The sequence below is a fragment of the Nocardia niwae NBRC 108934 = DSM 45340 genome (assembly GCF_001613465.1).
GTDB classification, from domain to species: domain Bacteria; phylum Actinomycetota; class Actinomycetes; order Mycobacteriales; family Mycobacteriaceae; genus Nocardia; species Nocardia niwae.
On sequence record NZ_BDCK01000030.1, the window covers coordinates 52,417 to 77,254 of the forward strand.

At 67.1% G+C, this 24,838-nt stretch carries 23 protein-coding genes; 11 read left to right on the plus strand and 12 right to left on the minus strand.

What is annotated here, in order from left to right:
* The first annotated feature begins 97 nt into the window (after positions 1-97).
* Entirely contained in the window at positions 98-1,180 is a 1,083-nt protein-coding gene (locus tag NNI01S_RS21155) for an alpha/beta hydrolase (RefSeq protein WP_063021993.1), read from the plus strand.
* Positions 1,181-1,651: 471 nt separating this feature from the next.
* Here the strand turns inward: NNI01S_RS21155 and NNI01S_RS21160 are convergent, their stop codons facing one another.
* The 3 genes from NNI01S_RS21160 to NNI01S_RS21170 form a co-directional block, all read right to left on the minus strand.
* Positions 1,652-1,960 carry a hypothetical protein gene (locus NNI01S_RS21160; RefSeq protein WP_174554453.1) on the minus strand — a complete coding sequence of 103 codons (309 nt, stop codon included), beginning with the start codon at positions 1,958-1,960 and terminating at the stop codon, positions 1,652-1,654.
* A gap of 181 nt (positions 1,961-2,141) precedes the next feature.
* Positions 2,142-3,503 (minus strand): glycosyl hydrolase 53 family protein, encoded by a 1,362-nt coding sequence (locus NNI01S_RS21165; RefSeq protein WP_063021871.1) that lies wholly within the window; start codon positions 3,501-3,503, stop codon positions 2,142-2,144.
* 341 nt (positions 3,504-3,844) lie between these two features.
* Positions 3,845-4,495, minus strand: coding sequence for a TetR/AcrR family transcriptional regulator (locus tag NNI01S_RS21170; RefSeq protein ID WP_063021872.1), 651 nt, complete (start codon positions 4,493-4,495; stop codon positions 3,845-3,847).
* A 208-nt stretch (positions 4,496-4,703) separates the two neighbouring features.
* On the opposite strand from NNI01S_RS21170, the gene NNI01S_RS21175 reads away from it, so the two are divergent.
* The gene (locus NNI01S_RS21175) at positions 4,704-5,255 is read left to right on the plus strand and encodes a TetR family transcriptional regulator (RefSeq protein ID WP_281180672.1); all 552 of its coding nucleotides are present in this window, start codon (positions 4,704-4,706) and stop codon (positions 5,253-5,255) included.
* Between the two features lie 229 nt (positions 5,256-5,484).
* On the opposite strand, the gene NNI01S_RS21180 is transcribed toward NNI01S_RS21175, so the two are convergent.
* Genes NNI01S_RS21180 through rhaI form a run of 7 tightly spaced genes read right to left on the minus strand, consistent with a single transcriptional unit; the run spans position 5,485 to position 14,043 of the window.
* Positions 5,485-6,558 (minus strand): PucR family transcriptional regulator, encoded by a 1,074-nt coding sequence (locus NNI01S_RS21180; protein ID WP_063021874.1) that lies wholly within the window; start codon positions 6,556-6,558, stop codon positions 5,485-5,487.
* A gap of 17 nt (positions 6,559-6,575) precedes the next feature.
* Positions 6,576-7,208: a LutC/YkgG family protein gene (locus NNI01S_RS21185; RefSeq protein WP_245676312.1), complete on the minus strand. Its 633-nt coding sequence runs from the start codon at positions 7,206-7,208 to the stop codon at positions 6,576-6,578.
* Entirely contained in the window at positions 7,190-8,635 is a 1,446-nt protein-coding gene (locus tag NNI01S_RS21190; protein WP_063021876.1) for a lactate utilization protein B, read from the minus strand. The genes NNI01S_RS21185 and NNI01S_RS21190 overlap by 19 nt, the downstream gene beginning before the upstream one ends.
* Positions 8,632-9,360 (minus strand): (Fe-S)-binding protein, encoded by a 729-nt coding sequence (locus NNI01S_RS21195; RefSeq protein WP_063021877.1) that lies wholly within the window; start codon positions 9,358-9,360, stop codon positions 8,632-8,634. The genes NNI01S_RS21190 and NNI01S_RS21195 overlap by 4 nt, the downstream gene beginning before the upstream one ends.
* Entirely contained in the window at positions 9,357-10,802 is a 1,446-nt protein-coding gene (locus NNI01S_RS21200; protein ID WP_063021878.1) for a rhamnulokinase, read from the minus strand. The genes NNI01S_RS21195 and NNI01S_RS21200 overlap by 4 nt, the downstream gene beginning before the upstream one ends.
* A 45-nt stretch (positions 10,803-10,847) precedes the next feature.
* On the minus strand, positions 10,848-12,884 hold the full coding sequence (locus NNI01S_RS21205; protein ID WP_063021879.1) for a bifunctional rhamnulose-1-phosphate aldolase/short-chain dehydrogenase: 2,037 nt from the start codon (positions 12,882-12,884) through the stop codon (positions 10,848-10,850).
* A gap of 1 nt (position 12,885) precedes the next feature.
* On the minus strand, positions 12,886-14,043 hold the full coding sequence (gene rhaI, locus NNI01S_RS21210; RefSeq protein WP_063021880.1) for an L-rhamnose isomerase: 1,158 nt from the start codon (positions 14,041-14,043) through the stop codon (positions 12,886-12,888).
* A gap of 135 nt (positions 14,044-14,178) precedes the next feature.
* Between rhaI and NNI01S_RS21215 the strand changes: the two genes are divergently transcribed.
* Positions 14,179-15,177, plus strand: coding sequence for a LacI family DNA-binding transcriptional regulator (locus NNI01S_RS21215; RefSeq protein ID WP_174554454.1), 999 nt, complete (start codon positions 14,179-14,181; stop codon positions 15,175-15,177).
* A 314-nt stretch (positions 15,178-15,491) separates the two neighbouring features.
* Here NNI01S_RS21215 and NNI01S_RS21220 read toward each other — a convergent pair whose 3' ends face one another.
* Together NNI01S_RS21220 and NNI01S_RS21225 are read right to left on the minus strand one after the other, a co-directional pair.
* Positions 15,492-16,433, minus strand: coding sequence for a 3-carboxyethylcatechol 2,3-dioxygenase (locus NNI01S_RS21220; RefSeq protein ID WP_063021881.1), 942 nt, complete (start codon positions 16,431-16,433; stop codon positions 15,492-15,494).
* Positions 16,430-17,425 carry a zinc-binding dehydrogenase gene (locus tag NNI01S_RS21225; protein ID WP_063021995.1) on the minus strand — a complete coding sequence of 332 codons (996 nt, stop codon included), beginning with the start codon at positions 17,423-17,425 and terminating at the stop codon, positions 16,430-16,432. The genes NNI01S_RS21220 and NNI01S_RS21225 overlap by 4 nt, the downstream gene beginning before the upstream one ends.
* 283 nt (positions 17,426-17,708) lie before the next feature.
* Between NNI01S_RS21225 and NNI01S_RS21230 the strand changes: the two genes are divergently transcribed.
* From NNI01S_RS21230 to NNI01S_RS21265, 8 genes are read left to right on the plus strand one after another with little or no spacing between them, the layout of a single operon-like run.
* Entirely contained in the window at positions 17,709-18,878 is a 1,170-nt protein-coding gene (locus NNI01S_RS21230; protein ID WP_218019235.1) for an aromatic ring-hydroxylating dioxygenase subunit alpha, read from the plus strand.
* The gene (locus tag NNI01S_RS21235) at positions 18,875-19,213 is read left to right on the plus strand and encodes a non-heme iron oxygenase ferredoxin subunit (protein ID WP_063021883.1); all 339 of its coding nucleotides are present in this window, start codon (positions 18,875-18,877) and stop codon (positions 19,211-19,213) included. Before NNI01S_RS21230 ends, NNI01S_RS21235 begins: the two co-directional genes overlap by 4 nt.
* A complete protein-coding gene (locus NNI01S_RS21240; protein ID WP_245676313.1) occupies positions 19,210-20,424 on the plus strand; it encodes an NAD(P)/FAD-dependent oxidoreductase in 1,215 nt (404 codons plus the stop codon). The genes NNI01S_RS21235 and NNI01S_RS21240 overlap by 4 nt, the downstream gene beginning before the upstream one ends.
* Before the next feature lie 57 nt (positions 20,425-20,481).
* The gene (locus NNI01S_RS21245) at positions 20,482-21,051 is read left to right on the plus strand and encodes a 3-phenylpropionate/cinnamic acid dioxygenase subunit beta (protein ID WP_063021884.1); all 570 of its coding nucleotides are present in this window, start codon (positions 20,482-20,484) and stop codon (positions 21,049-21,051) included.
* Between the two features lie 22 nt (positions 21,052-21,073).
* Positions 21,074-21,928, plus strand: coding sequence for an alpha/beta fold hydrolase (locus NNI01S_RS21250; RefSeq protein WP_063021997.1), 855 nt, complete (start codon positions 21,074-21,076; stop codon positions 21,926-21,928).
* A complete protein-coding gene (locus NNI01S_RS21255; RefSeq protein WP_063021885.1) occupies positions 21,925-22,797 on the plus strand; it encodes an SDR family NAD(P)-dependent oxidoreductase in 873 nt (290 codons plus the stop codon). Before NNI01S_RS21250 ends, NNI01S_RS21255 begins: the two co-directional genes overlap by 4 nt.
* Positions 22,794-24,374, plus strand: a complete 1,581-nt coding sequence (locus NNI01S_RS21260) for a long-chain-fatty-acid--CoA ligase (protein WP_063021886.1) — start codon at positions 22,794-22,796, stop codon at positions 24,372-24,374. The genes NNI01S_RS21255 and NNI01S_RS21260 overlap by 4 nt, the downstream gene beginning before the upstream one ends.
* Positions 24,371-24,832 (plus strand): GNAT family protein, encoded by a 462-nt coding sequence (locus NNI01S_RS21265; protein ID WP_157114896.1) that lies wholly within the window; start codon positions 24,371-24,373, stop codon positions 24,830-24,832. Before NNI01S_RS21260 ends, NNI01S_RS21265 begins: the two co-directional genes overlap by 4 nt.
* Positions 24,833-24,838 lie beyond the last annotated feature (6 nt).

Genomic DNA, 24,838 nt, shown 5'->3' on the forward strand with positions numbered 1-24,838 from the left:
CACCGCAGAGGAAATCGTCGTCCTCGTTTATGCAGAGGAGCGAGTCGCTCTCTGTTTATAAGGGCTTGCAGTCCATCTTTTTCCGGAAAGGTTCATGATGCAGTCTCGGAACACCGAAACCCGACTTCGGCGGCGCCGAACCCGCCGTCGCAGAGCAGCCCGCGAATTGCTGGCTTCGCTGCTGTCACTCGCCGTTGTGGCGGGCGTTGCGGTCGCCGGCGCCCCGCGCTCCTTCGCGGCGTTCAATGCCGACGGCTTCGATTTCTGGGTGGACTCCAGTATGGGTCCGATCAAGTCGCGCGTGTTTCGAGCCGCCGACGGTAACACGGATCGCGTCGTATATGCCCTCGATGGCATGCGAGCACGCGAAGATCTCAATGGTTGGGAAATCGAAACCGAGGCTGCCCGGGAACTGACGCGGTGGAACATCAACGTGGTCATGCCTGTCGGTGGCCAATCCAGCTTCTACGCCGACTGGAACGCCTCGTCCAGCTTCCTTGGGATTCAGGCCGGCTCCGGCTCAACCTCGGGGTCTTCCAGTGGCTCGTCCTCGGGATCTGGTGGCTTGCAGATCTTTTCAGCCGGCCCCGGTAAGTCCTATCCCTATCGGTGGGAGACCTTCCTGACCCATGAGCTGCGCTTTGCGCTGCGAGACCGGCTCGGATTCAACCCGAACCGCAACGGTGTGTTCGGCCTCTCGATGGGCGGCAGCGCCGCACTGACCCTGGCCGCTTATCACCCCGACCAGTTCAGCTTTGCCGGTTCCTTTTCCGGCTACCTCAACATCTCCGCGCCGGGCATGCGCGAGGCCATCCGGGTCGCCATGATCGACGCCGGCGGCTATAACGTCGATTCCATGGCCGCGCCCTGGGATCCCAAGTGGCTGCGCATGGACCCGTTCGTGTTTGCGCCCCGGCTGATCGAAAACAACACCCGGGTCTGGGTGTCCGCGGCCAGCGCGCGCCCCACCGCCACCGACAAACCCAGTTTAAATACTCTCAACGGCATGGCGCTGGAAGCGCTCGCTCTGGTCAATACTCGTGCTTTTCAAGTCCGTATGACCACTTTGCGCGCAACCAACATCGCATATGACTTCCCCGCCTTCGGCATTCACGCCTGGAATACCTGGCAGGATCAGATCTTTCGCATTCTCCCGGACTTGTCCGCATCCATCGGCTAGAAGTTGCGGGACGATATCGCTGATGCGTCTTCGGTGGGAGCTGCGGCTTCTGGAGTAAATGTGGCAAATCCCGAAACTCGGGTGACAAGCCCTTTAAGGACGCGGAGGTATCGAGGTGACCAAGCGGCGTAAGTTGTGCGCATGTGGGTGACTGTCGCGACCCCGCGGTCAGTACCCATCCATAGAACCCAAAGCGCTGGTGCTTCCATGCGGATGGCAGTGCTGCGGAACATGCTAGTGCCTCGTCCGGAAGGGTTGCCTCGGTACCGGGTGTCGGGTTGATCGCACGCCTCTCGTGTTCCGCGCCCGAAATCCGTTGCAGATATCGCGCAAGGGAGTCGAGGATTTCGTCGGCGGTTTTGCGCCAGACGAACGGGCGTGGGTTGGTGTTCCACTGGTCGACCCAGTTGCGGACGTCTTCTTCAGTGCCACGAGCTTTTGTGGACGCTGCGGCGTAGTAGTTGCTGGGTGTCAGGAGGGGGAACCAGCGTTAGACCTGGTTGAGCCACGACGAGTCGGTCGGGGTGAAGTGCACGTGGAACGCGGACGGCCGGCGAGCCATTGCTGGACCAGAGGTGTCTTGTGGGTGGCGTAGTCGTCGCACGCCACGTGTACATCGAGTTGGACGGGCACGGCCTTGTCGATGCTGGTCAGGAACTCGCGGAACTCGGTGGCGCGGCGGTGCAGTTCGCCGATCACGGTGCCGTCGGCGATGTTGAATGCGGCGAACAGCCTGCTGGTGCCGTGCCGGGCATAGTCGTGGATGCGGCGTTCGAGCATGCCCGGCATCATCGGCAAGACCGGCTGCGACCGATCCAGGACCTGGATCTGGATCTGGGTGCCACCACTTCTGAACCTGTGCACTCGTGTCCGGGACACGCGGGCCCTGCGAGGGCGGCCGCGTCATGCAGCCGCCCTCGTGGTGAACATGCCGCCGCGAGCTAATGGCGGCCCGATAGGGCTATTGGCCTCCCGTCACCGACCGAATTGCGTCGATCGCAGGAGTCGCGATGCTGACGCCATTTTGCGCTGGTCGAAACAACGACGCTGGTGCCCACTGCGGGTTGGTCACGTAGTCCGGAGCCCACCACCGGATTCCTTGCAGGACATTGGTTTCGACGCCCCAACGGACGAGATCGGACGTGAAGCGGTTCTGATCCGCCTCGGTCTCGAGGTACGAAAGGGACGGAGTGGGGAAGGTGACTGTGGGTGCATAGGCGACGGCGAACTCGGCGATGAAGATTTTGCGGTCGAACGTCTTGCTCACCTCGGCGAAAGCCGCCTGGAAGGTGCTCATGTCCATCGGAGCCGAGAAGAAGATGTTCGGGTAGTAGGACGTTCCGATTACATCGGGTAGATAGCCGTTGTCGCGCATACATGCCCAATAGGCCACAGCGAAGTCGGCCGACGGGGGAAGCGCGGTGTGGGTGCTGAACCGGGCTGTCGGCACAACGCTTCGAATCCCGTCCTGGGCGGCGGCGAGCAAACGAGCTGTGTAGGGCCAGAGGTGATTTCGGCACCACTCGATCTGGTCCGCCTCCGACATGGTGCTGAGCTGGAGTGTACTCATCTTGCCGATCTCGGGGTCGACGGCATCCGGTGGTGAGTACGGCGGCGCACCCCCGGAGGAGGTGATCGGCTGGGGTGTGACACCTGCGATACCATGGTCGACTTCGTTACCGAGATCCCAGTAGTTGACCTGCGCGCCTGTCCGGGCGATTTGCCGGGCAATCGCCGCGGCGTACTCGCGGATCAACGGGATCATCTGGTCGAGCGTGAGCGACGTCCACGGGCCGGGCTGCTGCCTCGCTATGTCGGGATAGTCCGTGAAGTCGGGCGGTACCTGATAGGTGAAGGTGTCGCCGTAGATGCCGCTGAGCATAAGCTCCGGGTTGAACGCCATCCCCAGCTCGGCCGCGAGTGCGGCGCGTTGGAGACCGAGCTCGAAACCGGAGGCTCCGTCGCCGTCGGAGACAATCCGCCTGGTCGCGATCCGCGCGTATACCTCGTTGGCGCCGTGTCGGTTGAACAGGCGTTGCAACTCCAGGGGATTCCGGGCAGAGACTGTCCCGTCGGTGAGCGTGGTCTGCGACAGCACCTTCTCGGTGAAAGGCGAGACCGACAGAGCGTTGCGGAATTCTGCCGGTTCGGCCGCTTGGGTCCCTCCGAGCGGTGCGGCAGCACTGGCGGCGGGGTCGAATGCGGCCGAGCCGACGCTCGCAGCGAGTAAAGCGCCGGCGCCTACCTTCAGGAATGTGCGGCGGCCGGTTCTCGTCTGTGGTCCGGGTTCGGCTGTGGACGGAGGTGAGTTGCGGCTTCGCATACGTTTCCTTTCGTCTGAGCGAGGGGACGAACAGTCGGGAGACGGACTCGGCGGTATCCGGATCGGCTGTCCAGGTCCGCGCGACGCCTGGGCGTGCAGGGCTGAATGATCCGTAGACGACAAGTTGTCGCGCGGCCGAGGTGCCGCAGGCAGGAGACCCGCAATCCAAAACAGCCCAACTGAGCGGTTTTAGATTAACATCGCTGGGCCGTATGGGCGAGGCGGAGCTTCGCGTACGTGATGCCATTCGCCAGTTGTTGAACGACGTCGGCGGTAACGCCCGAGGCCACTTGTTCGCGGCGGGTCGCAGTCGGGTGCGCTACTTCCGTCGCACTGAATCGCTATGGCGCAGAGTCTGGGGTGCACAGCACGGTGAGCTGTGCCCGCAGCGTGTCGGCAATGTCGATACGCCGGTCGCGCAGCCACACAGTTTGTACTCCTTGGGTAACGGCAAGTAGCGACCGAGCGGCGAGCGCTGGATCGATACCGTTCCGCAGTTGATTCCGGTCCTGCATGATGGCGAAGGCGCGGCAGAGAAGGCCCTCGCTCTTTGAGTACATTCTCACGAAATAGCCGTGTGCGGGGTGGTCGGGTGAGGCGGCCTCACCGGCGAGTACGAACTCGAGTTCGACCAGGGTCGGGTTTGCGACGTTCTCGGCCACTGCCTCGATCCATGCGTTGACCGCGTCGATCCCGTCGATCTGCGTGCGACTGTGTTCGGTCAGGGATTGTTCCTCACGACTGTGGAGCACCGCTTGGAGCAGGTCGACTTTCGTGGGGAAGTGGTGGCGTATGCCGGCGTGCGTTATCCCGGCACGCTCTGCGACGTCCCGCAGCGAGCCGTCCCGGAATCCGGATTCGGAGAATATCTCGACGGCAGCGGCGATGATTGCACGCCGACGAGCGGCCGACTTCGCGTACTCGCCCCGACGTCCTCTCTTGGTGCCGAGTGCGGGTGCGCCGGTATCAAGGGGCTGATCGGTGGCTGCCATCCCACCATTCTCGCCGATGAGTCTGCTCGAATAACCCGCTGAGCGTGATGGCCGGGTGGTCTCGGCTGTACCGTGACCTCGGGAAGTTTCGCTGACGGGCACCGGCTCCGTACTGTCCGAGTGTTCAACTACGGTGGAACCATGACTGAGGTCGCTCGCGCGCGGTTCCCGAGGCGCATACGCGAAGTCGGCGCGCTGCCGCGAGGGGATCGTAGAAGCGGCGATGCAGGTGTTTTCCGAGTCCGGATTTCGTGATGGCTCGCTGCGGGATATCGCCGAGCGCGTCGGCATGACGCACGCGGGGATGCGGCACCATTTCCCGACGAAGGTGGCGCTGCTGGCCGCAGTACTGCGCCTCCGTGACGAGAGCGCGCTGGAGACGGGTGCGGCGTCGCGTCCCCGAGGCGTTGCTGTACTGCGGGAATGGGTGGCGGCGACGCGGCGCAACATCGACAGGCCGGCCATGATCGACCTCGAGGTGACGCTGGCGGCGGAAGCGATTATCACTACGCATCCAGCCCATCAGTATTTCGTCGACGGGTATGCGCGTGCCGCGGTCCTTCTCGAGCGGGCTTTTCGTGAGATCCAGGCTGACGGAATGCTCGCGCCGCACATCACGGTCACACAGGCCGCCCGAGTCGTGCTCGCGGCCACTGTCGGTCTGCAGCAGCTCTGGACGTGGGATCGAAGCAGAGACCTTGTCGGCGAGCTCGAATTCGCCATCGGATCGCTGATCACAGTGCCACTCGGAAAGGTCTGAGCTCGCTCACGCACCACTCGTTTGCACGCCGTCGAGCGAGGGCTCGCGGATCGGCCCGGTACGGTGACAATGCAGTTGCGGCACTGGGATCACGGGCGACCTTATGCGCCAGGGCGAAGTCTCCAGGTACGGTGCCGATTGTTCGAGGATGCCGACGTATTTCTCCCAGCGCGATTCGCGCGGTTGGGACTGTCGACGAACCTATGGTGATCGGCGCTGAAATCGGGTATCAGGATCCGGCGCAGGCGTGGAAATCGTTGCGGTTCTCATTGCTATGAATAGCATCGATCAAAAGAGCGGCGCGTAGAAGCGACAGGCCGGCAGGTGTGCGGGGATTATGCCCGGTGATCCTGGTGACACGGTCCAGGCGATAATCGACGGTATTGGCGTGCACGCCCATCACGCGGGCAAGTTTTCGCCGATTGAGCCCGTCGCCGGCATAGTGGCGCAGGGTTTCCATCAGAACGGGGTAGGCGCGCAGCGGCTCGATGATCGCGAGGAGTTGTTCGTGGCCGGGACCGGGTCTGCACAGCTGGTACTCGAGCGCCAGATCGCCGAAGCAGTGGAGTCGTCCGATCCGCCCCAGAGCTACCGCCATATCCAGCAGATGATGCGCATCGCGCGAAGCGACCGGCAGCTGTGCTGGCGCCGCGGTTACCACCGCAGCCGTGAGTTCAAGCCCGGTCTTATCGGATATCTCGGCGCGCAGCGTGTCGGCGGCCCGAGTTCCGGCGGTGGTTGCGGGCATGAGGACGGTCCCGCCGGTGACTGACAGCTGAGACAGCACATCGGCTTTGGCGGGTACGGCGAGCAGGTCGTGTATCAGCATCAGATTCCGTTCCGCGGACCCGTTGCGCGATGTCGGCCTTGGAATGGCGAGTGCTATGACCAGGTAAGAGTTGGCGACGGTTATTCCGCACGCGCGTGCCCAGCCGGCGATGGACTGGCCGGTGAGCAGCGCCGCCGCCAGCCGGGCGCGGTCGTCGAATGCCGGCGTCGCCCGTGTGACGCGGGTGCGCGACACCGCATCGACCGCACGGGTGAGGACATGAGCCAGGGTATCGGCCGGCAGCAGTGGGGCAGAGGTGTCCACCTGCACGCGTCTGACCGCCCGGGTAACCATCGCCGCGATCTGAGCACGTTCATCCGGCGACGGTCCCGCCGCCTGGGACCAGCTTGTCGCACAGGACACCAGGTAGGCGATGATCGGGGACCAGTCGAACTCGTCGCCGAAGCTCTGTTCACCGCTGTCGGCGGCGGAGATCGAATGACGGTGGGCTTGTCGCGGTTGCCGAGTGGACATCGAGGTCACCTTCTTGTTCAGTTCGTTCGCAACGCCAGGGTGGTCAGTAGTACAACGGTCAGCGACCGTGGACCGTGCACTCCCGAAACCCGCCGCAGTTCGATATCGCTCGTCGCCGAGGGGCCACTGATCAGTGTGACAGGACGCCCCGGCGACAGGCGCTCGAGCAGTTCCGGCACGCCGCCGACGAGATCCTCGTTGCGAACGACGCAGATGTGGTGGTCCGGCACCAATGTCAGCGCTCGGCGGCCCTGTCCTGGGCCGCCGTCCATGGCGATGGTGCCGGTCTGCGCGCAGGCCGCGGCGCAGAGCGTGAGAACCGTCGGGACCCTATCGAGCGCCGTCGTCGGCAACGGCGGATCATCGAGTACGGCCTCAGGAGGTGTCCAAGCGGCAGGGAAGCCGGCTGGGACGAGGCATGGCCCGCCATCGATGAGCTCACGCAGCAGACCGGGTGTGGAATCGGCTGTGGCGGTGAGAACTTCGGCGCCGTAGTCGCTGAGACGTTCGGCGAACAGTGTGTGGAGTGCGCCGGTGTCGATGCTGCCGCGACAGTAGTGGCGTTCGATCGCCGCGTTCGAGCCGTCACCGGTGGCGGTACGGATGCGGCGCAAAATGTGCTCGCGGGAGGTCATCGGTTCTGCCACCATTCTCGGAAGGTTCGCAGCGGTGGCCGGGGCAGGTCGCGGGTGTTTGTCCACGCCGACAGTGGGGGTGGCAGCGCGCCGATGGTGTCGTGGCGGCGGCCGAGCAATCGGGCGATCCTAAGTGTTCGGGTGGCAGCGGCGAACCGTCGCGGTGAGCGCATCACCCATGCGGTGGTGGCCATAACTGCCGACTGGGTGCTGCTGACTGCTTGTGCGACAGTGGCTTCGGCGCGTAGATGGACCAGCGCCGACGGGATGTCGATGGCGACGGGGCATACGTCGTAACAGGCGCCGCACAGGGTGGAGGCGAACGGCAGTGACGGATTGTCGGCGACACCGGTGAGCTGCGGGGTGAGCACCGCCCCGATCGGACCGGGGTAGACCGACCCGTAGGCGTGGCCGCCGGTGCGTTCGTAGACCGGGCACACGTTGAGGCAGGCCGCGCAGCGGATGCAGTGCAGTACCTCGCGGCCGTGTTCGTCGGCGAGGGTGCGCACGCGACCGTTGTCGACCAGGACGACGTGAAAATTCTGCGGGCCGTCGCCGGGATGGACCCCGGTCCACAGCGAGGTGTAGGGGTTCATCCGCTCGCCGGTGGCCGATCTCGGCAGTAGCTGTAGGAAGACTTCAAGGTCCTGTGTGGTCGGCACCAGCTTTTCAATTCCCACGACGGTGATCAAAGTCTTCGGAAGGGTCAGGCACATGCGGCCGTTGCCCTCGGATTCGACCACGGCCAGGGTGCCGGTTTCGGCGACGGCGAAGTTGGCTCCGGAGATGGCAACCTCGGCGGTCAACATCTTTTGTCGCAAGTAGCTGCGCGCGGCGGCGGCGAGCGCGCGTGGGTCGTCGCCGACGGAGGGGTCGAAACCGGGCATCGCGGCGGCGAAGATGTCGCGAATTTCGCTGCGATTGCGATGGATTGCCGGCACGACGATATGGGAGGGCCGGTCGTCGGCGAGCTGCACGATGAGTTCGGCCAGGTCGGTCTCGTGGGCGGTGATCTGCCGGGCGGCGAGCGCTTCGTTGAGGCCGATCTCCTGGGTGAGCATCGACTTGACCTTCACGACCTCGGTGGAGCCGGTCGTTGCGACCAGATCGCCGATGATGCGGTTGGCCTCGGCGGCGTCTGCGGCCCAGTGCACCGTGCCGCCGTGGGTGATGACCTGCTGTTCGAACTGCTCGAGCAGATCCGCCAGGTGGGCCATGGTGTAGCGCTTGATGTCGCGGGCGGCCGTGCGCAGTTGCTGCCAGTCCGGGAGTTCGGCGACCACGCGCGCCCGCTTGTCGCGGATGGTCGCGGTCGCCGCGAGCAGATTCCGCCGCATCTGGGCGTCGGTGACCGCAGTGCGGGCCGCCTCGGGGAACGGAATCGGCGCGTGTAGTGGCGAAGGGCCTGGTGGGGTGGGTACGCCGAGGAATACCTGGTTCATGCGGTGGCCGCCAGTATCTCGGCCAGATGCACGGTTCTACTGCCAGCGCGCAGCCGGGACAGTCCGCCGCTGATGTGCATCAAGCAGGAGGAATCGGTCGCGGTGCAGGTATGGGCGCCGGTGTCGAGGATGTGGCGCATCTTGTCGGTGAGCATGGCGGTGGAGACGTCGGGGTTCTTCATCGCGAAGGTTCCTCCGAATCCGCAGCATTCCTCGGCGGCGGGGAGCTCGACCAGATCAATGCCGGAAACGTTGCGTAACAAGCGAAGTGGACGGTCGTCGACTCGCAGCATGCGCAGCGAGTGACAGGTCGGGTGATAGGTGACCCGGTGCGGATAGTGGGCGCCGACCTCGTCGAGTCCGAGCACGTCGGTGATGAACTGCGATAGTTCCCAGGTACGTGACCCGATCTCTGTGGCCCGGGTCGCCAGGCGGTCGTCGCCCGCGCGGCGGGCCACCATCGCGTGCTGGTGCCGGACCGAGCTCACGCACGAGGCGGACGGTGCGACGACCGCGTCGAATCGGCCGAATGCTTTGGTGTGGTTGCGCACCAAATCCGTCGCGGCGCCGAGATATCCGGTGTTGATGTGCATCTGACCGCAGCAGGTCTGCCGATCGGGGACAACGACCTCGTGCCCGAGTCGTTCGAGTAACGTCACCGTGGCCAAACCCACCTGCGGGAATACTGCGTCGACGAGACAGGTGACGAACAGAGCGATCTTCATGCGGCTCGTTTCTCCGCGAGGGCCGCCACTCGGTCGGTGGCTCGGTGCCAAGCGGGGTCGCCAGTGGGTTCGTATCGTTGCGGTGGATGGGTGGCCGCGACCAGTGCGCGGGCTTGCGACCAGCTGCCGATGATGTCGGCGGTTATGGCCTGACCGAGCAGATTGCCCAGCGCAGTTGCCTCGACGGGGCCGGCTGCGACGGGCAGCCCGCATGCCTCGGCCGTGAGTCGGCACAGCAGTTCGTTGCGGGCGCCGCCGCCGACCAGATGAATGATCTCCACCCCGCGCCCGCTGGTGCGCACGGCATCGGCGACGGCTCGCGCGTGGCCGAGCGCCAGGCTGTCGAAGATGCAGCGCGCGAACTCGGCGGGCGAGACCGGCGCGGGACCGTCGCAGCGGGCGGCGATGCGGGCGGGCATCGATGCCTCTCCGGCCCCGGACGGTGCCCTGTAATCGGGATCGTCGACGTCGATAACGCTGGTCAGGGCGGGCAGTTCGGCTGCTCGTGCGATAAGGGTGGAGATATCGAGTCCGGGCCACTCTCGAAGACATTCCTCAAGCAACCACAACCCCATCACATTGCGCAGATAGCGGATGCCGCAGACGCCTGTTTCGTTGGTGAATCCGGTGTCGCGGGCCGCGACGGACAGCAACGGCGTGGGGCGCTCCACACCCACCAGAGACCAAGTGCCACAGGAGATATAGGCAAAGGCGGGGCCGGTGGCCGGTACGGCCGCGACAGCGCTGGCCGTGTCGTGGGAGGCGACGCGGACGACGGTGAGGTCGTGGCCGCCGACGACGCCGCGGGCCGGTTGCCGGAGGCGGCCGATGACGGTACCGGCCGAGCTGATCGGCGCGAAGATGCGTTGCGGAAGATCGAGCCGGGAGATCAGCGTCCGATCCCAGTCGCGCTCGGACACGTGGTAGAGACCGGTAGTGGAGGCGTTGGTTCGCTCGGTGCCCGTTCGGCCGGTCAGCCAGAAGCCGAGCAGATCGGGAATCAGCAGCAGCCGCCGTGCTGCAGCCAGCCGGTGCTCGGGCTCGGCTCGCAGCTGATGGATGGTATTGAACGGCAAATCGGCGATCCCGGTTCGGCGGAACAATTCTGATGTTTCGATCGGGGACGCCGGAAGGAGTGCTGTGCGACGGTCTCGGTAGTGGTAGGGCAATCCGAGCAGCGCGCCTTCAGCGTCGAGCAGACCGTAATCGACCGCCCACGAATCGATGCCCGCTGAACGCACCGGCCCGGCCGCGGCCAGACCGGTACAGAGCTCGGTGAACAGTTCGCCAATGTTCCAGTGCAGTCCGTCCGGCAGCTGGATCGGGGTGTTGGCGAACCGGTGCACTTCGCGAACCTCGATGCGGTCGGGCTCGACGACGCCCCGTACGACCCGTCCGCTGGTGGCACCGAGGTCGATGGCGGCGAAGGCGTTATCGGTCATGGCAGTGAACTCCGGTGCAAGGCGGTTGGGGCAGAGGAGCGCGGTTCATCGCAGGAAGGCGGCGGCGACGCCGCTGTCGACGGGAATGTGTAGTCCGGTGGTGTGCGCGAGTTCGCCGCCAGTGAGTGCGAACACCGCCGCGGCCACGTGGTCGGGCAGCACTTCGCGCTTGAGCAGGGTGCGCTGGGCGTAGAAGGCGCCCAGGTCCTGCTCCTCGACGCCGTAGACGGCGGCGCGTTGCGCGCCCCAGCCTCCGGCGAAGATTCCCGAACCACGCACGACCCCATCGGGGTTGACGCCGTTGACCCGGATGCCGTGCTCGCCGAGTTCGGCGGCGAGCAACCGCACCTGGTGGGCCTGATCGGCCTTGGCCGCACCATAGGCGAGGTTATTCGGCCCGGCGAAGACACCATTCTTGCTGACGATGTAAACGATGTCGCCGCCGAGGTTCTGGTCGATCATCGCCCGCGCGGCCTCCCGCGACACCAGGAACGAGCCGCGGGCCATCACCGAATGCTGGATGTCCCAATCGGATTCGCTCGTCTCGAGCAGTGGCTTGGAAATCGACAAACCCGCGTTGTTGACCACAAGGTCGATGCCGCCGAATGCCAGTACCGTTGCCGTGATGGCCGCGGCAACGGCCTGCGGGTCGGTGACATCGACGGTTACCGGAACAGCGACATCGGTGCCGCCGAGTTCTTCCGCCACGAGTGCCGCGGCGTCACCGTCGCGGTCGGCGACCGCCACGCACGCGCCTTCGGCGGCGAGTCGGTGGGCCACCGCGCGTCCGATACCGGAGCCGCCGCCGGTGACCAGCGCGATCCGAGTGGCCAGCGGTGCCGGTTCCGGCATTCGGGCCAACTTGGCTTCCTCGAGTGCCCAGTATTCGATACGGAACTTCTCCGCCTCGTCGATCGGTGTATACCGCGAAATCGCTTCCGCGCCGCGCATAACGTTGATGGCGTTGCGATAGAACTCACCCGCGACTCGGGCGGTCTGCTTGTTGCGGCCGAAGCTGAACATCCCCACCCCGGGTACCAGCACGATGGCGGGGTCGGCCCCGCGCATCGGCGGGGAATCCGCAGTGGCGTGGCGTTCGTAGTAGGCGGTGTATTCGGTGCGGTACTCGGCGTGCAGTGCGCGCAACCGGGCGATGATGTCCGGCAACGGCGCATCAGCGGCGGTATCGAGCACCAGCGGCCGGATTTTGGTGCGCAGGAAGTGGTCCGGGCAGGAGGTACCGAGTGCGGCGAGCCGGGAGTGTTCGGTGCGGCAGAGGAAGTCGAGGACGAGTTCGTCATCGTCGAAGTGGCCGATCTGCGGGGCATCGGTGCTCGCTAAGCCGCGGATCACCGGTGCGAGCGCGGCGGCGCGGCCGCGGCGCTGCTGCTGCGGCAGTGGGGCGTACGCGGCGACAACGGGGCCGAATGGTTCCGCGCATCCGTGACTCTCGATGAATTTCTCTGCAGTACGGATGATTTCGAGCGAGTGGCGCTCGCATTCGGAGGAGGTGTCGCCCCAGGCGGTGATCCCGTGGCCGCCGAGGACGCAGCCGATCGCTTGCGGGTTGTCGCGCCGGATAGCGGCGATGTCGAGTCCGAGCTGAAAGCCGGGTCGTCTCCAGGGCACCCAGACCACCCGGTCGCCGAAGCACGTGTGAGTCAGGACCTCGCCGTCGGCGGCGGTGGCCAGCGCGATGCCGGAATCCGGATGCAGGTGGTCGACGTGAGCAGCATCGACCAAGCCGTGCATGGCGGTGTCGATACTCGGGGTGGCCCCGCCGCGCCCGTGCAGGCAGTAGTCCAGCGCGGCGACCATCTCGTCCTCGCGCTCGACACCGGGGAAGCTGTCGGCCAGTGCCCGCAGCCGATCCACCCGCAGCACCGCCAGTCCGGATTCGGTAAGGGTGCCGAGATCGCCGCCTGATCCCTTGACCCACATCAGCGGCGCCGGGGCGCCGGTGACTGGATCGTGGGCGTGACCCTTGGCGGAGGCATTCCCCCCGGCGTAATTAGTGTTGCGCGGATCGCTGCCGAGTCGGTTGCTGCGGTCAAGCAGGTCGCGCACGGGTGAATCGGTCATGTCATGCTCCCCAGCCTGCGGCGATGCCGCCGACGCGTTGTGCGATGACCGATTCGGCGTAGCCCGATCGGGCGAAGGCGGCCATCGGATCGGGATCCAGTCCCATGTCGGCTCGCAACTCGGCCAGGAGCGGCCGAACATCGGTGTCGAAGGCGTCCATCAGTACCGCCTGCGCGCCGAGCACGTCGCCGGCCCGCTGGGCGGTGTGCAGGGCCGCCCGATCGACGAGCAGCGCCTTCGCGGTGGCTTCCTGCACATTCATCACCGAACGGATCACGGCCGCGACCTTGGGCTCGATATTGTGGCACTGGTCGAGCATGAACCGGACCTCGCCGCCGATGGCGTCGGCCGCGACGATCTCGTTCATGATCCGGAACAACTGGAAAGGATCGGCGGCGCCGGCCATCAGATCATCGTCGGCATAGAAGCGGGAGTTCAGATCGAACGCGCCGAGCCTGCCCTCGCGCAGCAAGAGCGCGACGATGAACTCGATGTTCGTGTGCGGTGCATGATGACCGGTATCGACAACCACTGCGGCTCGCTCGCCCAGTCTCAGGCAGTGCAGGAGCGCGGTGCCCCAGTCCGGCACGTCGGTGGCATAGAACGCGGGTTCGAAAAGTTTGTACTCCAACAGCATTCGCTGCTCTGAGCTCAAACGGTCGTAGACCGCGGACAGGGCCTCGGCGAGCCGTTCCTGGCGGGCGCGCAGATCGTCCTGGCCGGGATAGTTCAGGCCGTCGGCGAACCACAGTTTCAGCCGGCTGGAGCCGGTCGCGTCCATGACGTCCACGCAGGACAGTAGGTGGTCGATCGCCTTGCGGCGCACGCGCGAGTCGGGGTGGCAGACACTGCCGAGCCGGTAGTCGTCGTCCTGGAAGGTGTTGGAATTGATGACACCGATGGAGACGCCATGGTCGATGGCGAAGTCCGCCAGCTCCTTGTAGTCGTCGGTGGCATCCCACGGAATGTGCAGCGAAACTTCCGGCGCGGCGCCGGTGTAGCGGTGGACTTGTGCTGCATCGGCAATCTTCTCGAACGGGTCGCGGGGAACACCCGCCTGAGCGAAAACCTTGAACCGGGTCCCAGAATTGCCGAAGGCCCACGACGGCAACTCTATCCGCAGCGCCCGCAACGCCGCGCGGACTGCATCGGGTGTCACTGGCGTACCGCCATCAGCTCATTGAAACGTTTCATAATGTGATCGACACTACGATTCACTGCGACCGTCGTCAAGATGTCGAAGTCGATCGAGGGCGTGCGCAGTACGCTCGGGTGAACAGCGGAAGGGTCTGCATTGGTGGTGAGCATTCGGGACGTGGCCGAGCGCGCCGGCGTGTCACTCGGCACGGTGAGCAACGTGCTCAACCGGCCGGAGCAGGTATCGCTCGCGACGCGCCGCCGCGTGGAGAAGGCTATCGCCGAAACCGGTTACATCCGTAACGACTCGGCGCGGCAATTGCGCGAAGGCAGCAGTCGGACTCTGGCGATGGTGGTGCTGGATATGGCCAATCCGTTTTTCACCGATGTGGCTCGCGGCGCCGAAGCCGAAGCCGAAGAAGCCGGCGCGATGCTGGTGTTGTGCAACAGTGGCAACGATCAGCACCGCGAACAGCGCCACCTCGAGCAGATCGCGCAGCAGCGCATGCGGGGAGTGCTGATCACGCCGGTGGACGGCGACGGCGAGGACGCCTTGAAAATACTGGCAGCGCAAGATATCCCCGCCGTGCTTGTGGACCGCAGCAGTCGCCGCCACGACCGCTGCTCGGTAGCGGTCGACGACGTGCTTGGAGGTGAACTGGCCGCACGCCACCTCGTCGAATCAGGGCACCGTCATCTGGCCTTTGTCGGCGGCCCACTGAGCATCGAGCAGGTGGCGGATCGTCACCGCGGTGCCCGAGAGGCGGCCGAGGCGGCCGGTGCCAGGCTGGACGTGGTGTCGACGGCGGCATTGACCGTCGAGGCCGGACGTACGGCGACCGACGCCCTTCTGAAGGCCGATCCGCGGCCGACGGCCCTGTTGTGCGCCAACGATTTGCTGGCCTTGGGCGCATTGCAGGCGTTGACCGCCCGTGGGCTGTCGGTCCCGGCGGATATGGCGGTAATCGGCTACGACGATATCGATTTCGCCGCGGCCGCGGCGGTGCCGCTTTCATCGGTGCGGCAGCCGCGCGAAGAGTTGGGGCGGGCTGCGGCGAGGCTGTTGCTGGAAGACGCGGGAGCACGACAGCACCATCGTCATCAGCGTGTGGTTTTCGTTCCGGAGTTGGTAGTCCGGCGTTCGACAAGCGGTTGAACGTGGAGTCGTGGCCGAAGTTGCCGTGTATGTCGGCTGCACGATGACATAGATATCAGCGAACACCACATCGAAGTCGGCATGGTTGTCACCGACAGTGTCGAGGCCCGCGAGAGGGTGCGCTGCCCACGATCACCGGGCCGGCCGATTCCCGGTGCCGGATCTGCTCGGCCTGCACGGCGGAGGCGAGGTCGAGGTCGTCGGCGCCGATGAGCTCGCGGACGAGGGCGATCGGGCGCCGGTGCGGTAGGCGGAATCGAGCAGGTCCGCGACGCGGGAGACGGTCTCGGTGTTCGCGGCTGCTGTTCCGGCGCTCATTTCCGCACCGCCGTCACCACGGAGTAGCCTGCGATCCAGGCGGGGATCGCCTCGTAGAACCGGCTCTGCACCGCGTAGTCGCCGCCGGCGGCCAGGGCGGAGAAGGCAGCCACCCAGGTGCGGACCTCGTGCGCGGAGCCACCGCCCTGCTTCCCCATCCATTCCACGTTCCAGTCGTCGAACGCGGCGAGGTCACGGGTTTCGAGCAGATCGAGCAGCTGGTTGTCCCAGTCGCTGTTGATCGGCAGCATCCGACTGGTGCCGACCACGTAGTCGCGCCCGGCCTGCACCACCCGCTCCTCGCCGCGAGCGCGCTGCTGCGGGGTCGGCGGGTGTCCTTCGATCAGCGCGTCCGCCACGCGCGGCGGGGCACCGGCGAGCACCGGAACCGGCGGGTCGTGCGAGAGTCCGCCGGAGGCCAGGTGCAGCACCCGCTTATCCAGATCGGCGGCGGCCTGACCGATCGCGGTGCCGAGCGCCCGGATCCGGTTCATGGGCCCGAGCGGAGTGGCGACGCCGTTGACGAACACCGGAACCACCGGCACCCGGTCGATCCCGCCGAACAGCTGCTCGAGCGGCTGGGCGAAACCGTGGTCCACGGTCATCCGCGCCGAGATCGTCAGGTCGACGCCCCGATCCAGCACGCCCTGCGCCAGCGCGCTCGCAGCCGCAGTGTCGACAGACAGATCACCGGCCGAGGAATCGAAGTCGCCCACGGCGCGCGCGGCGGTGGCCAGGCAGAACGGCGGCATCTCCTTGTAGAAGAAGCCGTTGTAGTGGTCCGGGGCGTAGAGCACGACCAGCTCCGGATCGAAGTCGGTGATGAAGGCGCGGGCCTGCGCCACGGCGGCGTCCACCCGGGCCAGCACCTCCGGCTCGGGGTCGTTGCGCCCGATTAGTGGGGAGTGCGAGAGTCCAACGGCGGCAACGGAAGTCACGAGTCAGTCCTCGAGGTGGAGTGGGGTGCGTGGATGACGAGCTTGCCGGTGATGTCGCCGTCGATCATGAGCTGCAAGCCCTTGTGGATATCGGTCAGGGGCAGCACCCGGTCGATGGCGGGCCGGACCCCGGTCGCTTCGAGCATGCGCAGCATCGCGACCAGCTCGGCGCGGGTGCAGCCGGTGGAGCCGAGCACCCGCTGCTGCAGGTAGAAGATGCGGTTCAGGTCGGCACCGGGGTTGGCGCCGGTGGTCGCGCCGGCGACCACGATCGCGCCGCCGGGGCGGAGTGCCTTGAGCGAGTGCTGCCAGGTCGCCTCACCGACCGTCTCGATGACCACGTCGACCTTCTCGGGCAGCCGCTCACCGGTCGGCAATGCGGCGTGCGCGCCCCAGGCCAGCGCCTCCTCGCGCTTGGAGGCGCTGCGGCTGGTGGCGTAGACGACCGCGCCCGCGGCGGCGGCGAGCTTGATGGCCGCTGAGGTGACGCCGCCGCCTGCGCCCTGCACCAGCACCCGGTCGCCGGGGCGAATCCCGGCCTTGGTGAACAACATCCGGTAGGCGGTGGTCCAGGCGACGGGCAGGCAGGCGGCCTCGTCGAAGGAGAGCCAGTCCGGCTTGGGCACCAGGTTGCGGGTGGGCACCACCAGGTACTCGGCGAAGGTGCCGTCGTGGTGCTCGGACATCAGCGCCCGGCCCGGGTCGAGGGTCTCGTCGCCGCCGCCGGCATCCGGGTCGGCGATCACCGGGTGCACGATCACCGGGTTGCCCTCGGCGTCGTAACCGGCCGCGTCGCAGCCCAGGGTGATGGGCAGCCGCTCGGGTGGGTGTCCAACTCCGCGCAGGGCCCAGACGTCGTGCATGTTCAACGAGGAAGCGACCACGCGCACCAGACACCACCCCGTTTCCGGAGTGGGTATCGGGATGTCGTGCAGCTCCAGACCCGACAGCGGGTCGGTCGCGCTCTGGCGCAGGGCTCGTGCAGCAAGCATGGCCTCACCTTCGCCCCGCCGCACCGGCCGTTCCAGCGTCCGTGCCGTCGTGCGGAACGATCGGTGGAGCTCAGCGGCACGGCCCGGTTGCCTGAATGTCATGACCTCCACCATCGAACCGCCGCGGTCGGAGAGCGCGACGGCCGCCCCGTGCGGGTCGCTGCGCCGGCCGGCCGCGCTCACTCGCGACATCGACGTCTCGGGACTCATCGATGCCGAGGGCGGCCTCCTGGACCGGGCGATCTTCACCGACACTCAGCTGTATCAGCAGGAGCTGCGCCGGGTGTTCGCCCCGAGCTGGCTGTTCCTGGCGCACACCGACCAATTCCACAAGCCGGGCGACTTCTTTACCACCTATATGGGTGAGGACCCGGTGATCGTCACCCTGGACCGGAACAAGCGGATTCGGGCGTACCTCAACTCCTGCCGGCACCGCGGTGCGCGCGTGTGCCGCGCGGACATGGGCGCCACCCGCAACTTCACCTGCACCTATCACGGCTGGGCCTATGACCTGGACGGCAAGCTGGTCTCCATCCCGAACCAGGACGGCTACCCCGCCGACTTCGACACCGCCGACTGGGGTCTGGTCGAGGTGCCGAACGTGCAGACCTACCACGGCCTGGTCTTCGGCACCTGGAACCCTGAACCCGTGCCGCTCACCGAGTACCTCGGTGATATGGCCTGGTACCTGGACGCCATGATCGACCGCGACCCCGCGGGCACGGTCGTCGTCGGCGGGGTGCACAAGTGGGAGCTGGAAGGCAACTGGAAACTGGCCGCCGAGCAGTTCGCCACCGACTGGTACCACGTCAACATGAGCCACGCCTCGGCGCTCATGGTGCTCTCCAAGGACAAGAAGCCCAAGACCGAGATCGTGCATCGCACCGGACGACAGTACCTGGACCCCAACGGTCACGGCGCCGGGTTCCCGGTGCACCCGCGCAACCGGTTCAACGCCCAGACCGTTCACGAGTGGACCGACTACGCCGCGCTGCGCGAGCGCCTCGGCGACGCCCGGGTGGAGGGCCCGCTCACCGACGGCCACGCCACCGTCTTCCCGAACTTCTCCTACCTGCCCGTGATCGGCACCATCCGGGTCTGGCACCCGAAGGGCCCGGACCGGATGGAGGTGTGGTCTTGGACCGTGGTCGACAAGTCGATGCCGCCGGAAGTGCGGGAGGCGCAGCGACTCTACAACCTGCGCACCTTCGGTCCCAGCGGCATCTTCGAGCAGGACGACGGCGAGAACTGGAGCGAGGTGCAGGCCATCTCACACGGCTTCATCACCAACCGGGTGCCGCTGAACTACCAGATGGGGCTCGGCTCCGAGCGCGAGGACGGCCGCCACCCCGGTACGACCAGCGAGCTCTACAGCGACGCCGCCGGGCGCTCGTTCTATCGCCGCTGGCGCGACCTGATGAACACCCCCGCCTGGCACGAGGAGCAGCGTTGAGCGACAGAGAAATTCGAGTGGCGGCACTCGCCGACATCCCGGTCGGGGAGGGTATCGCGATCGACAAGTCGATCACCGGCACCGCCGACAACATCGCGCTGCTGCGCGACGACGACGGCAGCGTCTACGCCCTCGACGACACCTGCACCCACGAGGTCGCCTCGCTGGCCGAGGGGTGGGTGGAGGACGGCTACGTCGAATGCCCGCTGCACTCGAGCAAGTTCCGCCTCGAGAGCGGCGAGGTGGACTCCATGCCGGCCACCGAAGGGGTCTGCCCGCACCGGGTCGAAGTCCGCGACGGCGAGGTCTTCCTTTTCCCGGGGCTGGCGCCGTGATCGGCTCGATCATCGTGGTGGGCGGCGGCATCGCCGGGGTGAGCACCGCCGCCGCGCTGCGCTCGGGCGGCTTCACCGGGGATCTCATCCTGGTCGAGGCCGGGGACCTGCCCTACGACCGGCCGCCGCTGTCCAAGGAATTTCTGCTCGGCACCAAGAACCACGCCGATCTCGCGCTGCAGGCGCCACAGTGGTACGACGACAACAAGATCCGGCTGATCACCGGCCGTCGCGCCGTCGCGCTCCGCACCGCCACCGGGCGGGTCGAGCTCTCCGACGGCACCGAGCTCACTGCCGACCGCGTGGTCCTGGCCACCGGCGGACAGGCAGCCCGCCCGGCCATTCCTGGCCTCGACGGGCCGCGGATTCATGTGCTGCGCACCATCGAGGACGCCGAGGTACTGCGCGCCGCGTTGGCACCCGGCGCACGCCTGCTGGTGGTGGGCGCGGGGCTGATCGGCGCGGAGATCGCCTCCACCGCTGTCGATCTCGGATGTGATGTGGTGATCGCCGACCCGGTGTCCCCGCCGCTCGCCGCGGCGCTCGGCCCCGAGATCGCGGAATGGCTGCACGGCAGGCATGCCCTCCGCGGGGTGCGCACCGTCACCGCCGCCATCGGCTCCGCTCGCGACATCGGGCACTCGGTGGCGGTCGAGTTGCCCGGCGGCGACGGTGGCGAGCACTTCGACGCCGTCGTGCTCGGTGTCGGCATGCGCCCGGACATCGCGCTGGCCGAGGCCGCCGGACTCAAGGTCGATCGCGGCATCGTGGTAGACCCGACCAGGACCACCTCCAATCCGGCGGTGCTCGCGGTCGGTGACCCGGCCCGGATCCGCCACGACGGCGTCGTGCGCGCGCGCACCGAACACTGGGACGCCGCCCGCCACGATGGTATGGTCGCCGCCGCCACCCTGCTCGGCGCCACTCCACCGGCCGACCCGGCCCCCTGGTTCTGGACCGACCGCCACGGTCTGCATGTCGAAGCCATCGGCCACCTCGCCGACGCCGACCGTACCGTGCTGCGCGGCACGATCGACGCCGCGCCCTTCTCGGCCTTCGGCCTGGCCGGCGACCGCGTCGTCGCCGCTGTCGCCGTGAACGACTCGACCGCCGTACGCGCGGCACGGCGGCTGATCGAGCGCCGCACCACCGTGGATCCGGACCGTCTGGCCGACCTCGGTACCGAGCTGCGCGCCCTGCTGCGCGGCTGACGTGCCGTCAGGCGGAACGACGTCTTCGACCCCCCGCTTCTGAAGAGATGGAATGACATCGTGAGCACCACCACAGCGCAGGACGCGCCGGGCGCCCTCGCCGACCGCGACACCCATTTCGTAGTCGAGCAGTTCTACTACACCGAAGCCGCGCTGCTCGACGACAACCGGTTCGCCGATTGGCTGGACCTGCTCGCCGACGACCTCGAGTACTGGATGCCGGTGCGCACCAACCGATTGCGCCGCCAACAGGCGCTCTCGATCGCTCCGCGCGGGGAGGCCGCCTACTACGACGAGACCAAGGACAGCCTGGCGTTGCGGATCCGCCGTTTCGACTCCGGCATGGCCTGGGCCGAGGACCCGCCCTCGCGCACCCGGCACCTGATCACCAATGTGCAGGTGCGCCATGTCGATCCGGAGGAGCAGCCCGGTTTCGGCCCGGACGATCTGAGCGTGCGCTCGGCGTTCCTGCTTTACCGCAATCGGCTCGAACGCGAACAGAACATCTTCGCCGGGCAGCGCACCGACCTTCTGCGCCGCACTGACGGCCGGTTGCAGGTGGCGCGGCGCACCATCCTGCTCGACCAGAACATCCTGTTGTCCAAAAACATTTCGACGTTCTTCTGATCCGAGGAATCCTGTGAGCGACATCGACGTCAGCACCACCCGCCACACCGTGACCACCTCGCTCGGTGACATCTCGGTCGCCGAGGCGGGGTCCGGCCCAGTTCTGGTCATGCTGCACGGCGGCGGCCCCGGCGCCTCCGGCGTGAGCAACTACCACCAGAACCTGCCCGCGCTGACCCGCCACTTCCGGGTGCTGCTGCCCGACCAGCCCGGCTTCGGCACGAGCTACCGCCCAACCGAGGCGGACCTGAAGGCCAGGTCGATCACCGAGATCACCGTGGACGCGCTGTTCCAGGCACTGGACTCGCTCGGCGTCGATCAGTTCCACCTGCTCGGCAACAGCCTGGGCGGCGCCGCGGCCATCGCCATGGCCCAGGCACGACCCGAGCGGGTGAGCCGACTGGTGCTGATGGCGCCCGGCGGCGGGTGGCTGCCGTTCGGGCCCACCCCCACCGAGGGGCAGAAAGAGATGTTCCGCTACTACAACGGCGGCGGCCCGACCGAGAAGAAGATGGCCAACTTCATCCGCACCATGGTCTTCGACCACAAGCAGTTCGGTGCCGATGTGGTGCGCGCGCGCTACGAGGCCTCGCTCGACGAAAGCCATATCGAGTTCTACCACCGCTACAACGCCGCGTTCGCCCAGCGCCACGGCATGGACCCGCTCTGGCGTGACCTGCACCGCATCACCGCGCCCACTCTGCTGCTGTGGGGCCGCGACGACCGCACCATCACCCTGGACGGCGCGCAAATCATGCTGCGCAACGTCCGCGACGTGCAGCTGCACGTGTTCGGCAACTGCGGGCACTGGGTGCAGCTGGAACGGGCCGCCGAATTCGAGCGCTTGGTCACCGATTTCCTGGGAGCCGACGCATGAGCGGCTGGCTCGAGGGCTACTCCGCGCTGATCACCGGCGGCGGCACCGGCATCGGCCGGGCGGTGGCCGAGCGCTTCGTCGCCGAGGGCGCACAGGTCAGCATCGTCGGCCGCAACCTCGATCAGCTGCGTGCGGTGGTCGACGCCTCGGCCGATCCGGGCCGCTGGCACGCGGTCGCAGCGGATGTCCGCGATTCCGAGCAGCTACACACCGCGGTCGCCGAAACCGTCGACCGTTTCGGCAAACTCGACACCCTGGTCGCCAACGCCGGGATCTGGGACTACAAGCGCTCGCTGACCCGACTATCGGCCGCCGAGCTGTCGGCCACCTTCGACGAGCTGTTCGCGATCAACGTCAAGGGCTACCTGCTCGCCGCAGAAGCGGCGTGGCGGGAGCTGGTGCGCAGCCGCGGCAGCATCGTGATGACGCTGTCCAACGCCTCGTTCTACGTCGACGGCGGCGGCCCGATCTACACCGCCTCCAAACACGCCTGCCTGGGCCTGATGCGCCAGCTCGCCTACGAACTCGCACCCCGGGTGCGCGTCAACGGCGTCGCATGCGGTGGCATGAATACCGACCTGCGCGGCCCGGAATCGCTTGCGCTGCAGAGTCGCTCGCTGGCGGCGTCGTTCGCCAAGCGCGGCGCCGACGCGCCCCCTCCGCCGATTCCGCTGCACGACTCCAGCACCGACCCGGCGGACTTCACCGCCCCCTACGCGCTGCTGGCGGCCCGGGAGCAGAGTGGCCCGATCACCGGCCAGGCATTGTCGGTCGACGGCGGCATCGGCGTGCGCGGCTTCGGCGCCGCCGCCGGTGGTGACAACCTTCTCGACACTGTCGTATCTCGATCGCAGGACCTCTCGATATGACCGCCTCCACCAGCGCACCCGTCGATTTGAATCCCGCCGCCGCCATCCGCCGGATCGTCGGCTACCAGCCCGACGCCGTCGCCATCAGCTACCCCGGCACCGAACTCGATTACGCACACCTCGACGAACGTATCGCCCGGCTGGCCGGGGTGCTGTCCGCGTGCGGGATCGGGCAGGGAGACCGCGTCGCCTACGTCGGGATGAACAGTCCAGCCTTCCTGCTCACACTGTTCGCCGCCGCGCGGGTGGGCGCTGTCTTCACCCCGGTGAACTTCCGCCTCACCGGTCCAGAACTCCGCGCCGTACTCGACCGGAGCGGCGCGATCGCCGTGGTGGCCGAGGAGGGGCACCGCGCGGTGGTGGACAGCGTGCGCGCGGAGACCGCCGTACGGCACCTGTTCCTCGTCGACGACGACCCCGAGGTGCCGGCCCCGGCCGGCCCGGTCGCGCCGTGGAAACCGTGGTACCAGCTGATGCGGGACGCCGACCCCTTCGACGACGTGGTGCCGCGCGGCTTCGACGACCCCGCCGTGCTCATGTTCACCTCCGGTACCACAGGGCTACCGAAAGGCGTGGTGCTCACTCACGGCAACATCTGGTGGAACGGCGTCAATGTCGATTCCCGGCTGCACACCCGCCGCGACGACGTCACCTACGGTGTCGCACCGCTGTTCCACATCGGCGGGCTGAACGCGCTGCTGCTGCGCACCCTTACCCGCGGTGGCACCGCGGTGATCCGGCGGGCCTTCGATGCGGTCGCCTTCCTGGAAGACCTCGTCACTCACCGGGTCAACTCGTTCTTCGCGGTGCCCGCCATGCTGGCAGCGCTCGCCCGCGTGCCCGGGATCTGGGACGCCGATCTCTCCGCGCTGCACAGCGTCGTGGTCGCCGCCGCCCCGGTACCCCCGACCCTGATCGAGCAGTACGCCGCGCACGGCATCGTGCTGCAGCAGGCGTGGGGCCTCACCGAGACCGCGCCGTTCGCCACCCACCTACCGGCCGAATACGCCCTGACCAAACTGGGGTCCGCCGGTATAGCCATGCCGCACACCGAAGTGCGCGTCGTCGACCCGGCGACCAATGCCGTGGTCGCCGCGGGCACGCCCGGCGAGGTCGTGGTGCGCGGCCCCAACGTGACCCCCGGCTACTGGAACAACCCCGAGGCCACGGCGGCGGCCTTCGACGCCGAGGGCTGGTTCCACTCCGGCGATATCGGCTACCTGGACAGGGGCGGCTTTCTCTACATCGTCGACCGGCTCAAGGACATGATCATCAGCGGTGGCGAGAACATCTACCCCGCCGAGGTGGAGAACGCGCTCGCAGACCTGCGCGGCGTCACCGACGTCGCGGTAGTCGGAGTCGCGGACGACAAGTGGGGCGAAGCGGTAGTCGCGGTGCTGAGCACAGCGGACGGCGCCGCCGTCGAACTGGCGGACGTCCGCGAGCATGCCGCCCGCAGACTCGCCCGGTACAAGCTGCCCACCCGAGTGGAGAAGGTCGAGACCATGCCGCGCAATGCGGCGGGCAAGCTGGACAAGCGCACCATCCGCCGGATGCTCGCGTCGGAGCAGCCGTGACCGCCACCCCGGCGATCCCGGTTCCCGAGCCGGAAGCGCCGTGGACGTGCTCGGCACCGCGGCGCTCGGAAACCGGGTTGTCACTTGTAATGGACCGCCCGGGTCTCGACCCGATTCCCGTCCGGCTGCAACGCTGCGCCGACAGCAGGCTCGCACTCGCCTACCCTGTGACCGCGCACGACATCGACGTACTGGTCGAGGCGGCGCTGCCGCCGAGGGTCCGCACGGCCCTGCTCGGCGCGCTCGGTCCCGCCATCCTGCGGGCTGATCCCGGGTGTCGTCGGATCGTGGTCGCGGTAGCTGCAGACGACCACGAGGCACTGGCCGCGGTTGTCGACGCGGGGCTGCGGCCCACCGTCGAGGTCGATCTGCCGGAAGGCGAGTTCGTGCTGACGGTGGCCGAGCCGACCTGGGTGACCGCCGTCGATATCGACCTTGACCACGTCCCCGGTACCTGACCTCCG